The sequence below is a fragment of the Salinivibrio sp. MA351 genome, assembly GCF_001996065.1.
GTDB classification, from domain to species: domain Bacteria; phylum Pseudomonadota; class Gammaproteobacteria; order Enterobacterales; family Vibrionaceae; genus Salinivibrio; species Salinivibrio costicola.
The window spans coordinates 21,345-35,656 of the sequence record NZ_MUFG01000031.1 but is presented as its reverse complement, the minus strand read 5'-3'; the positions used below and the strand labels follow the sequence as shown (position 1 = coordinate 35,656).

Below are 14,312 nucleotides of genomic sequence, written 5' to 3'. Positions count from 1 at the left end.
TTATTACGCAGTTTTCAAAGTCAGCTTGAAAAAATAGACAAAAAATTCAATCCTAAGTTACTACAAGATATAGAGGCTCATGAGCATAAAATAAACCGATTGTTAGCTATTGCCAATCGAGTACGACAGCTAAATATTTCACTTCCTGAAGAATATGCAGAGACAGAAGAGCAACAAAATGAACAAGTAGAAGATATTCGTCAGAAAATACTGCTCACATTTGAACCTGAAAGTAATTCTCTACCAGAGCAGGCTTTAGCTATGTTTTATAGCGCTTTTAATAACCCTGAAGAACTTAAAGAAATTACTTTTGAATCCGTTGATAAAAAACTTAACTATATACACAACGAATATAGCAATTTAGTCAGTAAAACTCATGAGCAGAAACTAAAGGCGTTTAATCAATCTGAGTCTAGGCTTACAGCCATTAGTAAAGTAGATGATAAGCTAAGAAGTACGGAAAAACAACTCAACCAGGCTCGTAATACCTACATAAATCAGACGCTTGGTGAAATAGAACTGCTTTTCCATATCTACAGTGGCCGCTTATTGCAAAATATGCAAACTGGATTAGGAATATTTTTAGATCGTGCGGATGGGAACCAAAAAGATACCCCATTGCAGTTTAAAACTGCCAGAGGGGATGAGCATGACGCAGTTCTTTCTATGAGTAGTGGCCAGATCAGTGCACTTGCATTATCTTTATTCTTGGCGCTTAACAAAAAATACGCGGAAACAGCTTTTGTTTTTATTGATGATCCAACGCAATGTATGGATGAGATTAATATTGCGTCACTAAGCGACTTGTTAAGGGTAGAGCTGAGAGATCGACAAGTTATCATGTCAACTCATGAGCAAGATATAGCTAACTATTTAATCTACCGATATAGCAAAGCAGGGTTACCTCATCAGAAAATCAATCTGTTACAAAAACATAGAGATGTAGTGGCCAACTAAATTTGGCCACATTTAAAAATTTTTTAATCCAATTGGAATGCTTTTGAGCACAAGTACTAACGCGTTTCTATCCATTTCCAAGCCATAATGACATTGACTTACTCTTTTAGCGTTACTCCACCCAAAGCCCGCATTGTTTAGTGCGGGCTTGCTTATTTCACAGTATGGCCAGCTGAGTGACATCCAGCCTTTGATAGCAACGCCGCAGTGACTACTGCGCGTTTAGTGACTTAGACCCACCAAGCCTCAACTCCATCCCTAACGCATCCACAATCGCCATCAATGTCTTGAGGGATTGCCTTTTTGGCTGAGTGTGCGGTAGAGCGTTTCTCTCGAAAGACCGGTTTGTTTGGCGATATCTGCCATTCCTTTGGCGCGTGCGATCACACCCAGTGCATCGGTGATAAATGCGGGATCGCCCGTTTGCACCGTTTCGTCTAAGTAAGCTTGAAGGGCTTCTTGATTGTCCAAGAACGCTGCTGGGTCAAACGGGGGTGTCGTTATCATCGGTAACTGCTATCACGTTTAGCGCTTTACTGTGATTTGTTTGCGCCATTCCGTCAGCCTGCCAATAACTCATAATGTCTCTTTATGTGTCTTTTATGTCGTTTAGTGTCAAGTTTTGACGCTGTATTCCGGACACACTGTGGCCAGTTTAATCAAGCGACAAGAGGCCGAACATGAATCGCAGCGTCATTCTTACCTGCGCCGTCACCGGTGCGGGCGATACCACGGGCAAAAACCCCAATGTGCCAATCACGCCAAAACAGATTGCCGACAACTGTATTGAGGCGGCGCGTGCTGGTGCCAGTGTTGCTCATATTCACGTGCGTGATCCTGAAACGGGCGGCATTAGCCACAACATTGATCACTTCCGTGAGGTGATGGAGCGCGTTCGCGAATCAGACGTCGATATTGTCATGAACATCACCGGCGGTGGCGGCGGTGATTGGGTGCCGGATGCCCAAGACCCAAGCCGTGGTGGCCCGGGCACCGATATGCAAACCCCAGCGGAGCGTCATGCGCCAGTGGGCGAGCTATTGCCTGAGCTGTGTACCTTAGATTGCGGCAGCCTGAATTTTGGCGACATGGTGTATATCAACACCGCTGACTGGCTGCGCGAGCAAGCCCGTATGGTGCAGGCCGCGGGCGTGAAAGCCGAGCTGGAGTGCTTTGATTTAGGCCACGTTTGGTTTGCCCGCCAGCTACAAAAAGAAGGCTTGCTCGAGGGCGATCCGTTGTTTCAGCTTTGCTTAGGCATTCCATGGGGCGCGGAAGCGGACACCGAAACCATGCTGACCATGCGAAACAAGCTGCCTGAAAACGCCAACTGGGCGGCGTTTGGAATTGGTCGCCATCAGATGCCGATGGTGGCGCAAGCCATGTTGCTGGGTGGCCATGCGCGCGTGGGCTTGGAAGATAACCTCTACTTAGAAAAAGGGGTGATGGCGACCAACGGCGGCTTGGTAGAAAAGGCGAGCACCATCATTGAAAACCTTGGCGGTCGCATTATGACGCCCGCACAAACGCGCGCCGCGCTGAAACTGGTTGACCCTAAGACGGGCAAGCCGGTTGAAGGAGGTGACCAATGAGCAAGCAGTTAGCGGTCATCGGCACTGGCGTGATTGGTAATGGCTGGATTGCGCGTGCCTTGGCGCAAGGTTGGGACGTGGTTGCCTATGACCCTGACCCACAAGCGCCCACTCGCACCCGTGCCTTTGTGACCAATGCCTGGCCATCGTTAGAAAAACTGGGCCTTGCCGTCGGTGCGGACCCTGCTCGGTTAACCTTTGTTGATAGCCTTGAGCAGGCGGTGAAAGAGGCCGATCTAGTTCAAGAGAACGTCCCGGAGCGCATCGATATAAAGCGTGAGACCTTGGCGGCAATTGATGCGGCCGCGGCGCCAAGCGCGATTATTGGCTCATCGACCTCTGGCTTTAAGCCCACCGAGCTGCAGACGGATTGTCATAATCATCCAGGGCGGGTGATGGTGGCGCATCCATTCAATCCGGTGTATTTATTGCCGCTGGTTGAATTAGTGGGCGGCGAAGCCACTCAATCGGATCATATTGACTGCGCCCATGCACTTTACCAAGCACTAGCAATGCGTCCCTTGGTGGTTAAGCGTGAAATCGAGGGGCATATTGCAGACCGCTTGATGGAAGCGCTGTGGCGTGAAGCCTTGCACCTGGTTAACGATGGGGTGGCTACCACCGAAGAGATTGATGCGGCAGTGGTTTACGGCTGTGGCCTGCGCTGGTCACTGATGGGCACCTTCTTAACCTTCCACCTAGCCGGTGGTGAGCAGGGCATGCGCCATATGCTAGAGCAGTTCGGCCCGGCGCTAAAACTGCCGTGGACCAAGCTGGAAGCGCCTGAGCTGACCGATGAGCTGATTGATAAAGTGGTGGAAGGCTGTGAACACCAAGCCGCGGGTCGTCCCGTTTCTGAGCTAGACCGTCGCCGTGACGCGTTTTTGGTCGAGCTTTTAGATTTGGCGCAGAAGTATTGGCCTGAGGCTGAAGGCTTGGAAGGGCGCATCTAATGGCACTATTAACGATAGACGTCGCGCCAGAATGGGTCGATTATAACGGGCACATGAACGATGCCGAGTACGCGCGCGTGTTCTCGCTGGGTGTCGATGCGCTAATGGCCACTATTGGCTTGGATGACGCCGGCCGCACCCAGCATCGCTATACCATTTATACCCTAGAAACCCATTTGTGTTACCGACGTGAGGCGCATCAAGGCCAGACCTTGGTGGTCGACGTGACCGTGTTAGCGCGTGATCAAAAGCGCCTGCACGTGTTTATGCAAATGTGTGATAGCCAAGGTGAGGTGCTGGCCACCAGCGAGCAGATGCTGATGGGCATCGATACGCAAACCGGTCGCCCCGCGCCTTTTCCAGATGTTGTGGCCAATCTCATCGAGACACTGCCTTGCGCGGTTGAGAGTGATTGGCCCGAGAGTGCCGGCCGTCGTATCGGGTTACCCAAGCGGTATTGAACGACGCTGCCATCGGGCGCTAAAGAGTTATCAAGTCCCGCTCAGTAGAGGCTGAGCGGTTAACGGGATCGCCGGCCCGACTTCCGGCTCAAGGAGGATTTATTATCGCTACGCCAACCCCACCACACTCATCCAAGCGTCGTGACAGCCACCAGGCTGAAACATCGACCGATTATACCGTCACCGAGCTTGCTCAGGATGGCTTCTTTCAGGGCATGCATCGTGGCATGACCATTTGCTCTGCACTGCTGGTGCTGGCTTTTGTGCTGTTTACCGGCTTTCAATCGGAGACGGCCAGCGTCCTGTTTGGTGCGACGCGCACCTGGATTGAAAGCACCTTTAGTGGCTATTACTTGATCACTGTGATGCTGTTATTGACCGTGTGCGGTTTTATCGTTTTCAGCAAGTACGGCAATGTGCGCCTCGGCCCTGACGACAGCCGTCCGGAGTTTAGCAACTTCTCTTGGTTCTCGATGCTGTTCTCTGCTGGCATCGGTATCGGCATCCTGTTTTTTGGGGTGGCCGAACCCATTTTTTACCTCGATAACACCGGCGGATTTGGTTATCCCAACAATCCCCACGCCGATATGGCAGGCGCGGCCGCCATTGGTTACGAGCGTGCCATCGATGCGCTGCGGGTCACCGTGTTCCACTGGGGGCTGCATGGTTGGGCTATCTACGTGATTGTCGGCATGTCGCTGGCGTATTTTGCCTACCGTAAGCAACTGCCACTGGCGCTGCGCTCGGCGCTTTATCCTTTCATTGGCGAGCGCATTTACGGCGCTTGGGGGCATCTTTTCGATATCCTCGGTGTACTGGGTTGCGTGTTCGGCGTCGCGACCTCGCTCGGTCTCGGCGTCAGTCAAATGGCGGTGGGGCTGGAGCGCCTGATCGGTATCACCTCCGGTTTGTCGACGCAGTTGATCTTGATTGCAGTGATTTCGGCGATCTCGATTGTGTCGGCGGTATCCGGGGTGCGCCGTGGGATCCGTATTATCTCCCAGATGAACATTTGGGTGTCGGTGCTGGTAGTCGGTATCTTTTTCATTGGCGGCCCCACACTTTGGCTGATCAGCGCGTTCGGCGAAACCTTGCTCGATTATGCAATTAACTTTATCCCGATGGGGCTGTGGTTTGCTGATGAGCCGGGCACGGTGGAGTGGCAGCAGGCCTGGACCATTTTCTATTGGGGCTGGTGGCTGGCTTGGGCGCCTTTTGTTGGGCTATTTATCGCGCGTATTTCCAAAGGGCGCACCCTGCGTGAGTTTGTGCTGGGCGTGTTATTTGTGCCCACCTTACTGATCTTTGTCTGGCTGGTGATCTTCGGCGGTAATGCCATCTACCAAGAGCTGTATGCCAGTGGTGGTGTCGGCAGTGCTGGGATTATCGATTTGGTGAACGCTTGGGAGCTTCCCGCCGCATTATTTGCCGCAGCGGATGGGATCGTAGGTTCTGGGATGTTCGGCTGGATACTCTCAGCCCTGATGGTGTTCTTGTTGATGAGCTGGTTTGTGACCTCGTCTGATTCAGGCACCTTAGTGCTGACGACGATTTTGTCACTGGGTGATGAAGAGCCACCGAAGCGTTTCCGGGTGCTTTGGGGCGTGGTGATTGGCTTAGTTGCGGCAACGCTGCTGATGGCCGGCGGCCTTAAAGCGCTACAAACAGCATTGATCGCCGCGGCCTTGCCACTGAGCGTGGTGATCCTGGTGATGACCGCCGGGGTGCTGATCTCACTGTTTGGTGAATCGCGCCGCTCGCTCGTCGCGGCTAAAAAAAGCTAGCTGCCAAAAATAGCTGGCCGTGAAAAAATAGCGGTTTAAGGTGTCGCACCAAGACGCGCTAAACGCGAGACAAGCTGCTCATTCCGTTGCCGATTAAGGTGGTGGGGTGAGCGGCTTTTTTATCTATCTTGTTTTTCTTCTTTTACTGGCTTTGGGTTTTGCGCATTTGACGCGGTGACACGCCGTAATGGGTGCGAAACGCGCGGGAAAAACTCGAGCTTGAGCTAAAGCCACAGGCCAATCCCACCGTTAACACATCGAGATCGGTTTCTTTAAGCAAGTAACGGGCACGATCTAGCCGCAATCCTAAATACCAGCTGCGCGGCGACTGATTAAGCTCGCTGTCAAAAAGGCGTTGTAGGTGACGCAGCGAGATACCACTGCGCTCAGCGACTTCTGCCAAGGACAAGGGCGATTCTATATGGCGCTCCATCACATCCACCGCTTCGACCAGACGTCGTCGATGGGTGCCCAAGCGGCGCGCTAACGTCATTCTCTGCTGATCGCGTCGAGTACGAATGCGCTCGTGTACCAGCTGCTCGGAGACGTCGATTGCCAACTGGTTGCCGTGACGACGCGCTATCACATCGAGCGCCATGTCCATCGCCGCTGCGCCCCCTGCGCATGAGAAGCGCCGCGGTCCCAGTTCAAACAGCTCATCTGAGGTTCTCACCTCTGGGAAGCGCTCTTGAAATGAGGGCAAACTTTCCCAATGCAGGGTGACCCGCTCGCCCTTGAGTAGATCGGCAGCGGCCAACAAAAAGCAGCCGGTGTCGAGTCCGCCCAGCACGCAGCCTGCCGCATCAAGACGGTGCAGCCAACGCATCAAAGGACGACTAAGGTAAGCTTCAGGATCAAAACCGCTACAGACCGCGAGTGAGGGAAGATCATGCACGGCGTCGATGGCTGTGTCGGCCAGCAGTGACATGCCGTTGGACGCCGTCACCGGCTTGCCGTCTTCACTGATCATTTGCCAATCAAACAGCGATTCGCCGCTGATCTGGTTGGCTATACGCAATGGCTCGACAGCAGAGAAAAAGGCCATCATCGAAAAGCGGGGGAGTAGTAGAAAACCGAGGCGTTCCGGCATTGGACCTGTGTATTCAAGGCGCATGATCACAAATGAACAAAGAATGGTAGAAATAATGATGAGGGGCGGCCACTGGCCGGGTCAAGCTAAGCCCACCATTTTCCTGAAAAAAAGCACAGACGCTCTTGGCTACCAAACGCGCGACGGTGAGGTGTACAAAAATTAACTAGACTGTATCGATATCACCAGAATATACTCCGATTCCTCTTTCTACATAAGGCATATTTTGTGGATCCAACACGCGTCGATTGTCACTCCCCTTCACTGGTACGTTGTCACCAACAAAGGATGCAGTCATGATTGAACCTATGATTACCCTCCTGCTCGGTCTTTTCTTTATCTTGTTAATTATTGCCGCTAATGGCTACTTTGTGGCGCAAGAGTTTGCCTATATGGCGGTCGATCGCGCCAAACTTGCGACCTTAGCTGCGACGGGCGATGCATCGGCCAAACGGGCGCTGGCGGTGACAAAACGGACGAGCTTTATGCTATCTGGCGCGCAGCTTGGTATCACGGTCACCGGCTTGGTATTGGGCTTTGTTGCCGAGCCGCTGGTCGGCGAGTCGATGGGGGTATTATTGCAACGGCTTGGACTGTCGTTGGAAACGGGGATCGCGATTGGCACCATGGCGACGCTTGCGGTGGCGATGATTGTGCAAATGATTTTGGGTGAGCTTTACCCGAAAAACTTAGCCATTGGCAATGCTGAACCCATGGCGCGTATGATGTCGCGGTCGACACTGATTTATATGTCGGTGTTTGGTTGGATCATCAGTTTCTTTGATAAATCCGCCAACCTGGTGCTGCGTATTGTGGGGATTCAACCGGTACATGATCTTGATATGAGTGCCTCAGAAGACGACTTACACCATATTATCGCCGACTCGCGAGAAAGCGGGGATTTGCCGGTGGAGTTGTCACTGATGATGGATCGGATCCTGGATTTTCCAGCGCGCGATGTTGAGCATGCAATGGTGCCGCGTTCGCAAGTTGATTGGGTGTCGCCAGAAACCAAGCTGTCCGAATTGTTGGCGCTGATGGCGCAAGCCCACACCCGTTATCCGGTGCTTGATGATAATGATGCGCCGGTGGGCGTGGTGCATCTGGCAGACGTTCTCGCGAAAACAGAGTCCCATTCGGATGATACCGTGGCGTCAGTGATGCGTCCGGCCAGTGTTATCCCCACATTAATGCCGTTGCCAAATGCGCTAGATCAGTTGGTGCGTTCGACCAATCAACTGGCATGTGTGATTGATGAATATGGCGGCTTTGCCGGGGTATTAACGATTGAAGATTTGGCCATGGAGATCGTGGGAGAAATTACCGACGAGCATGATAGTGATCATGCCGAGGCGGTTATCCCTGAAAGTGACAATGTCTGGTTGATGGATGGTGATGTGCACATCGACGAAGTGGAGCGTGCGATTGGCTATGATCTGCCGCGGGACGATGTCGAAACCATTACAGGGGTATTGATTGCGGCATGTGGCGCATTGCCAGCCGTAGGGGACACGGTGACCATCTCGCTGCCGATTGATCCATCCGAACTGGCGGAGAGTCAGCCGATCGTGCGTCATCTTGAGGTGGATGTGTTAAGCATCGAGCGACATATCCCCACGTCAGTGCGGGTTACGCTTATCGAGCAGCCCATTGCGGAGGATAACCAATGACCGATCCTTTGATGGTTAGTGTTGTCACGCTGGCTTTGATTGTATTGAGTGGCTTTTTTGTCATTATCGAGTTTGCCTTGATGGGTGCGCGTCGACATCGTCTGGAAGAAATGGCGGTTGAGAGTGGGTCGGCGCGGGCAGCGCTGCGTGGCATGAATGATTTGACCTTGATGCTGGCAGGGGCGCAATTAGGGATCACCTTTTGTACCTTTGCACTCGGGGCGGTCACCAAGCCGGCGGTAGATGTATGGTTAGGGCCCGTCTTTCTCGCGGTTGGCTTGCCCGCTTGGGCGGCTGATGCGGCGGCCTTCGGGTTTGCGCTGTTCGTGGTGACATTTTTGCACCTCGTCGTGGGTGAGATGGCACCGAAGTCTTGGTCGATTGCTCATCCAGAAAAGTCAGCACTGGCAATCGGTGTTGTCTCGCGTGCTTATGTGTGGCCGTTACGTCCGTTACTTCGCTGGGTCAACCGTATTGCCAATCGCTTGGTGAAAGCCTCAGGGGTTGAGCCAGTAGAAAGCGCCGCGGTAGGGGGACAAGATATTCAAACCATTCGTCAATTGGTTGAACACTCGGGCAAAGTCGGCACCTTGCAACCAGCGATTCAACGACAATTGTCGGGGTTGATCGATCTGAGCTCGATTGCGATCGAAACCTTGGTCACCCAGGGACAGGTGATGGCACATGTTGATAAACATGCAACGGTCGCAGAGGTGCGCGCTGTCGCCGTGTCGTCAGGGCATCTGCGTATTTTGGTGTTTGGTAACAAAGGGCTTAAGCCATTGGTGGTTCACGTCCGGGATACGCTACTCGAACCGGCAGACCGACTCGCACGCGATGTCGCTCGCAATGCCTATGTTTTGGATGCCAACACCCCCATCTACGAAGCGCTAGCGCGCATGCGTGAAGCCAGCGTTCAGCTTGCGGTGGTGAGTAAAGAGGGGGAAATGATTGGCGTGGTGACGCTTGCGGATATTTTAAAACGCGTGCTTCCCGTCACCGCTGCAAGTTAAAAGACAGTGCGCCATGATTAATAAAACGCCACAAGTGATTGTGGCGTTTTTATTGCTTTCGTTTCTATTGCTATCGTTTTTATTGCGAACGATGGTGACGAGATTTGATGCCTCCACCGGGGCGCTGATGTTTTTCGAGCGGTTGACTTACCAGCCTTTCACCACCGCCCCGTCAAAGATTTCCATCGCCGCGTTGTAAACCGCGTCAGTTTGGTAAGCTTTAACAAACGTCTTGACGTTTTCTGCGTCTACGTTGTCTTTGCGGGCTACAATCAGGTTCACGTAGGGTGAGTCCTTCCCTTCAACAAACAGGCCGTCTTTGCTTGGGGTTAGGCCGATGCCAGCGGCAAAGGTATTGTTGATGATGGCAATATCCACGTCTTCCAGTGAGCGAGGCAGTTGTGGGCCTTCCAGTTCAATAATTTCAATGTTTTTCGGGTTTTCAACGATATCGAGCTTGGTAGCGCTGATGCCAGCACCTTCTTTGAGTTTTAGGATACCTTGCTGCTCAAGCAGTAGTAATGAACGGCCGAGGCTAGCAGGGTTATTCGGCACGGCAATTTGCCCGTCTTCTGGGAGATCGGCCACGCTATCTAACTTATAAGAATAGGCCGCAATCGGGTACACAAAGGTGTTGCCAGCAATCGCAAACTCGTAGCCGCGATCTTTGATTTGCGCGTCTAAGTAAGGTTTGTGCTGAAAGGCATTCACATCAACCGATCCATCGTCGAGTGCCGCGTTGGGCGACACATAATCGGTAAAGGTGATCAGCTCAACGTCGAGGCCTAACTTCTTGGCTTTTTTTACTGCGTGCTCGGCCACTTGTGCTTCTTCGCCTGCCATCACGCCCACGGTGATGCTGTTGGCATCGCTAGCGGCTTGCTCTTTTTCTCCGCACCCGGTGAGTAGGAGTGTGGAGGCGAGGCCTAAGGTGGTTAAAAGTGTTTTAATGGTGGTCTTCATTGTCTGTCTCCCTTGATAAAATTGTCCGTCGTTTACGGTAAGTGTTGTGTTTTATTATCGGTGATCGGTTCGGCGTACCAAGTAATCGCCTAAAGATTGTATGGCTTGTACCAGCACGACTAGCATGACAACGGTGATCAGCATAACCGTGGTATCAAAGCGCTGGTAGCCGTAGCGGATACCGACATCGCCTAGGCCGCCACCGCCCACGGCTCCAGCCATAGCAGAGTAGCTGACGAGGGTGACCAAGGTAATGGTTGCGCCATTAATAATGCCAGGTAGCGCTTCGGGTACGAGTACTTTATAGATAATTTGCAATGGGGTAGCGCCCATGGCTTTGGCTGCTTCTTCTAGTCCCGGTGGCAGCTCTAAAAGCGCCGCTTCGACCAGACGTGCAACGAAAGGGATGGCGCCCACTGTCAGCGGGACAATTGCTGCCGCTGTTCCAATCGAGGTGCCGACGAGCAGGCGGGTAAAGGGAATAATCGCAACCAATAAGATAATAAAAGGGATCGAGCGACCAATATTCACCACCGCGCCGAGCGCTTGGTTAAACTTGGGTTGCGCTAGCAGCCCCCCTTTTTTGGTGACGTGCAGCATTACACCTAATGGGATCCCAATGGCAAAGCCTATCAGGCCGGAGGCAAAGACCATATACAGGGTTTGACCTGTAGCTTCGGCAAGCAAGTTAAGCAGGGCGTTGTTTTCGTTGACCCAATTTATAAGTTGATCAATCAACATAGCCAAGTACCTCCGTGTTGACATGGTGCTGGTTGAGATAGTGGATGGCGTCTTCGACCGCTTTTTTCGGGCCCATAATCTCTGCCAGTAATAAGCCGAATTTGACGCCGCCAGCGTAGTCGATATCAGAGCTTAAAATGCTGATGTCGATATCAAACAGCCTTGATATTTGACTGATCAATGGATCATCCACGGTAGCGCCGGTAAATTCTAGGCGCACCAAGGGGTAGCTGCCGTCAAAGTAGGTATCTTTTAAGCGTTGGGCATAGTCATAAGGTACCGATAAATCCAAGGTTGAGCGGATAAATTGTTTCGCTAAGTCGGATTTCGGATGGGCGAAAATGTCGCCCACCGGGCCAGATTCGACCAATTCACCGTCACCAATAATGGCAACGTCGTGACAAATGCGCTTCACCACGTCCATTTCGTGGGTGATCAATAAAATGGTCAGGTTGAGCTTTTCATTAATGGTTTGTAGCAGTGACAAAATCGATTGTGTCGTAGCAGGATCCAGTGCGCTAGTGGCTTCATCACACAATAATACATCTGGGCTTGGCGCCAGTGCGCGGGCAATCGCGACACGTTGTTTTTGTCCGCCACTGAGGCTAGCCGGATAGACATGACGCTTATCGGCTAAACCAACTAAATCGAGTAACTCGGTGACTCGGGTTTCGATCGCGTCACTGCTCGCGCCGCTCAGTTCAAGCGGTAGGGCGATGTTGTCGAAGACCGATCGCGATGACAGTAGGTTAAAGTGTTGGAAAATCATCCCGATTTGACGGCGAGCTTGGGTCAGATCGCGATTGGATAACGCGGTGAGGTTAACGCCTCCTACCTTTACCGTACCGCTGGTCGGGCGCTCGAGCAGGTTAACCATTCGGATCAGCGTACTTTTGCCGGCACCAGAGGCACCGATCACACCAAATACTTTTCCTTTCGGGATAAATAAGTTGATGTCGTTAAGGGCATGAATTCGGCGCTCCCCGAGTTCGAATACCTTGTTGAGTTTGGATATCTCAATCATCACATGTCCTTGGCGATAAATTTGATCACAGCCGACTGACTCAGCGGTCTATCCCGCGCTCTTGCTGTCGTTCTGGTTATTGATGCTATGAGTTAGGTAAAATGAAGTCAATGGATATTTTTACTTCTGGACGTCTAAATGGCAATAAGGCTAATCAGTTGGTTATAAATAAACCAGTCAACGAGATCTCAAGCATGCTTGATCTCATCGACTAAAGCGTGTTCACTAATAGCCTTTCTAACCCTTTGTTCTGATTAAGTGATATGCCAACTGCCTTGATTGATACCACGATGTTGACGCTATTTATTCCCACCTTCTTTTTTGTGTCAATCACACCGGGAATGTGTATGACACTATCCATGACCCTGGGGATGACTATCGGAGTTAAGCGTAGCCTACATATGATGTGGGGCGAGCTCATTGGCGTCGGCCTTGTGGCGATTGCGTCAGTGGTAGGGGTGGCGGCCGTGATGCTGAACTATCCTAGCGTGTTTCAAGTGTTTAAGTATGTGGGGGGCGCGTATCTGGCGTATCTCGGCGTACAAATGTGGCGATCGCGTGGCAAAATGGCAATCCCAAAGGAAGAGACGTCGGCGCCGAATGATATCTCTGCGTTATCGTTGGCGGCGCAAGGTTTTGTCACTGCGATAGCCAACCCGAAAGGCTGGGCCTTTATGATCTCACTGTTGCCGCCGTTTATTAACCCTGCGATCTCATTGCCCAGCCAGCTGAGCGTGCTGGTATTGATCATTCTTTGCACGGAATTCAGTTGTTTAATGTTGTATGCCAGCGGTGGGCGCACCTTACGTCAGTTTTTGCAGCAAAAGGGTAATGTGCAATTGCTGAACCGAATCGCCGGCACCTTGATGATCGGCGTCGGCTTTTGGCTGGCGTTGGGGTAATTAACGGCCGTGATGGTGTGTAATCACTCTGCAAAATAGTGCTTTGGCGGTCGCTAAAATCGCATCCGGGAAGTCATAGTCAGGGTTGTGCAGCTGTGGGTGGTGCTCGCCGCTGCCAATGCCAAATAATGCGCCGGGCCAGCGGGCAAGAAATTCGGCGACATCTTCTGACCAACGCATGGGCTCCTTAAGCCAGTGAACCTCTAACCCCAGCGATTGCGCCGCGTTGACCACGACTTGGTTATGCGCTGTGCTGTTTTCGGCGGCAATAAACGGCTCGTGCCAACTTAGATCCACGGTTAATTTTGCTCGGTCGGCGATAGCGTTTACGTGATCGACTAACCGGGTTTGCATGGCATGAAACGTGGCGTTGTCGTCGCTGCGTAGGGTCGCCATTACGGTGGCCTCGCCGGGCGCAACGCCAAACGCGGGGTCGCCAAGTTGGGCGTGAACTAGCGTCACTAAGCTGAACGTGGAAGGATAAGCGTCAGGAAGCTGTGTGAGCATACGCATCACGTCACTCATGGCGTTTGCCGGACTGACCCCGCGCTCTGGGTAAGCGGCATGGGAGGTTTTGCCGTACAACCGAATCGCAACGCCGGTTGAGGCGCAGGCAAAGGTACTTGGGCGCACCACTATCTGATGTTGGGCAAAGCCTGGCAGATTATGAAAGGCATAGACATTGTCGATGTGGCGGGTTGCTAAAAGCGGATTGGCACACAGACGTGCCGCGCCTTCGCCGGTTTCTTCAGCCGGCTGAAAAGCGAGAATGACAGTCCCCTGTTTAGGGGGTGTTTGGCATAGCTCGGCAGCGACGGCAAGCAAGGCGGCAGCATGGCCATCGTGACCGCAGGCATGCATGATGCCATCGTGACAGGATGCATAATCAAGTTGGGTGTGTTCGTGAATGGGTAACGCATCAAAATCGGCGCGTAACAAGGTGGTTGGCCCTGGCTCGCGACCTGCAATGTCTACCACAATACCATGACCGCCCGCGCCGGTATGGGGGGTGAGACCAAAGTCGCATAGTTGGGCGGCAATGGTGCGGGCACTTTGCGCTTCGTGATTCGACAGTTCAGGGTATTGGTGCAGGGCATGCCTAAACGCCTGGGGATCAAAATCAATCGCCATCATCGACTCCAAAACAAGGATGGAAAGGCTA

13 protein-coding genes and 1 pseudogene are annotated in these 14,312 nt (G+C 52.3%); 8 read left to right on the top strand and 6 right to left on the bottom strand.

Annotated elements, in window-relative coordinates:
• Positions 1-957: pseudogene (locus tag BZG78_RS15435) on the top strand (hypothetical protein); the annotation flags it as partial.
• A 279-nt stretch (positions 958-1,236) separates the two neighbouring features.
• On the opposite strand, the gene BZG78_RS13715 reads toward BZG78_RS15435, so the two are convergent.
• Positions 1,237-1,464: an addiction module antidote protein gene (locus BZG78_RS13715; RefSeq protein ID WP_242413028.1), complete on the bottom strand. Its 228-nt coding sequence runs from the start codon at positions 1,462-1,464 to the stop codon at positions 1,237-1,239.
• 173 nt (positions 1,465-1,637) lie between these two features.
• On the opposite strand from BZG78_RS13715, the gene BZG78_RS13710 reads away from it, so the two are divergent.
• The 4 genes from BZG78_RS13710 (at position 1,638) to BZG78_RS13695 (ending at position 5,747) form a co-directional block, all read left to right on the top strand.
• Positions 1,638-2,549, top strand: a complete 912-nt coding sequence (locus tag BZG78_RS13710) for a 3-keto-5-aminohexanoate cleavage protein (protein ID WP_077661512.1) — start codon at positions 1,638-1,640, stop codon at positions 2,547-2,549.
• Complete coding sequence (locus BZG78_RS13705; RefSeq protein ID WP_077661511.1) at positions 2,546-3,502, top strand: L-carnitine dehydrogenase; 957 nt, start codon at positions 2,546-2,548, stop codon at positions 3,500-3,502. Before BZG78_RS13710 ends, BZG78_RS13705 begins: the two co-directional genes overlap by 4 nt.
• Complete coding sequence (locus BZG78_RS13700; RefSeq protein WP_077575905.1) at positions 3,502-3,963, top strand: thioesterase family protein; 462 nt, start codon at positions 3,502-3,504, stop codon at positions 3,961-3,963. Before BZG78_RS13705 ends, BZG78_RS13700 begins: the two co-directional genes overlap by 1 nt.
• A 227-nt stretch (positions 3,964-4,190) precedes the next feature.
• The gene (locus BZG78_RS13695) at positions 4,191-5,747 is read left to right on the top strand and encodes a BCCT family transporter (RefSeq protein WP_199877203.1); all 1,557 of its coding nucleotides are present in this window, start codon (positions 4,191-4,193) and stop codon (positions 5,745-5,747) included.
• 142 nt (positions 5,748-5,889) lie between these two features.
• On the opposite strand, the gene BZG78_RS13690 is transcribed toward BZG78_RS13695, so the two are convergent.
• Entirely contained in the window at positions 5,890-6,837 is a 948-nt protein-coding gene (locus tag BZG78_RS13690; RefSeq protein ID WP_199877202.1) for a GlxA family transcriptional regulator, read from the bottom strand.
• A gap of 296 nt (positions 6,838-7,133) precedes the next feature.
• Here BZG78_RS13690 and BZG78_RS13685 point away from each other — a divergent pair, with 296 nt between their 5' ends.
• Positions 7,134-8,507: a hemolysin family protein gene (locus BZG78_RS13685; RefSeq protein WP_077661508.1), complete on the top strand. Its 1,374-nt coding sequence runs from the start codon at positions 7,134-7,136 to the stop codon at positions 8,505-8,507.
• Positions 8,504-9,520: a hemolysin family protein gene (locus tag BZG78_RS13680; protein WP_077460092.1), complete on the top strand. Its 1,017-nt coding sequence runs from the start codon at positions 8,504-8,506 to the stop codon at positions 9,518-9,520. The genes BZG78_RS13685 and BZG78_RS13680 overlap by 4 nt, the downstream gene beginning before the upstream one ends.
• A gap of 147 nt (positions 9,521-9,667) precedes the next feature.
• Here BZG78_RS13680 and metQ read toward each other — a convergent pair whose 3' ends face one another.
• The 3 genes from metQ to metN are packed head-to-tail and all read right to left on the bottom strand — an operon-like array spanning position 9,668 to position 12,248.
• Positions 9,668-10,483, bottom strand: coding sequence for a methionine ABC transporter substrate-binding lipoprotein MetQ (gene metQ / locus BZG78_RS13675; protein WP_077661507.1), 816 nt, complete (start codon positions 10,481-10,483; stop codon positions 9,668-9,670).
• Positions 10,484-10,537: 54 nt separating this feature from the next.
• Positions 10,538-11,224: a methionine ABC transporter permease gene (locus BZG78_RS13670; protein ID WP_021023981.1), complete on the bottom strand. Its 687-nt coding sequence runs from the start codon at positions 11,222-11,224 to the stop codon at positions 10,538-10,540.
• Positions 11,214-12,248 carry a methionine ABC transporter ATP-binding protein MetN gene (gene metN, locus BZG78_RS13665; protein WP_021023982.1) on the bottom strand — a complete coding sequence of 345 codons (1,035 nt, stop codon included), beginning with the start codon at positions 12,246-12,248 and terminating at the stop codon, positions 11,214-11,216. Before metN ends, BZG78_RS13670 begins: the two co-directional genes overlap by 11 nt.
• 263 nt (positions 12,249-12,511) lie before the next feature.
• Here metN and BZG78_RS13660 point away from each other — a divergent pair, with 263 nt between their 5' ends.
• Positions 12,512-13,150 carry a LysE family translocator gene (locus tag BZG78_RS13660; RefSeq protein WP_077575900.1) on the top strand — a complete coding sequence of 213 codons (639 nt, stop codon included), beginning with the start codon at positions 12,512-12,514 and terminating at the stop codon, positions 13,148-13,150.
• Here BZG78_RS13660 and BZG78_RS13655 read toward each other — a convergent pair whose 3' ends face one another.
• On the bottom strand, positions 13,151-14,284 hold the full coding sequence (locus BZG78_RS13655) for an amidohydrolase (protein ID WP_077661506.1): 1,134 nt from the start codon (positions 14,282-14,284) through the stop codon (positions 13,151-13,153).
• Positions 14,285-14,312 lie beyond the last annotated feature (28 nt).

Coding starts and splice junctions, on each gene's coding strand:
- BZG78_RS13655 (WP_077661506.1), bottom strand. CDS start 14,284: ATGATGGCGATTGATTTTGATCCCCAGGCGTTTAGGCATGCCCTGCAC.
- BZG78_RS13695 (WP_199877203.1), top strand. CDS start 4,191: ATGACCATTTGCTCTGCACTGCTGGTGCTGGCTTTTGTGCTGTTTACC.
- BZG78_RS13680 (WP_077460092.1), top strand. CDS start 8,504: ATGACCGATCCTTTGATGGTTAGTGTTGTCACGCTGGCTTTGATTGTA.
- BZG78_RS13700 (WP_077575905.1), top strand. CDS start 3,502: ATGGCACTATTAACGATAGACGTCGCGCCAGAATGGGTCGATTATAAC.
- BZG78_RS13705 (WP_077661511.1), top strand. CDS start 2,546: ATGAGCAAGCAGTTAGCGGTCATCGGCACTGGCGTGATTGGTAATGGC.
- BZG78_RS13660 (WP_077575900.1), top strand. CDS start 12,512: ATGCCAACTGCCTTGATTGATACCACGATGTTGACGCTATTTATTCCC.
- metN (WP_021023982.1), bottom strand. CDS start 12,248: ATGATTGAGATATCCAAACTCAACAAGGTATTCGAACTCGGGGAGCGC.
- BZG78_RS13670 (WP_021023981.1), bottom strand. CDS start 11,224: ATGTTGATTGATCAACTTATAAATTGGGTCAACGAAAACAACGCCCTG.
- BZG78_RS13715 (WP_242413028.1), bottom strand. CDS start 1,464: ATGATAACGACACCCCCGTTTGACCCAGCAGCGTTCTTGGACAATCAA.
- BZG78_RS13685 (WP_077661508.1), top strand. CDS start 7,134: ATGATTGAACCTATGATTACCCTCCTGCTCGGTCTTTTCTTTATCTTG.
- BZG78_RS13710 (WP_077661512.1), top strand. CDS start 1,638: ATGAATCGCAGCGTCATTCTTACCTGCGCCGTCACCGGTGCGGGCGAT.
- metQ (WP_077661507.1), bottom strand. CDS start 10,483: ATGAAGACCACCATTAAAACACTTTTAACCACCTTAGGCCTCGCCTCC.
- BZG78_RS13690 (WP_199877202.1), bottom strand. CDS start 6,837: ATGCCGGAACGCCTCGGTTTTCTACTACTCCCCCGCTTTTCGATGATG.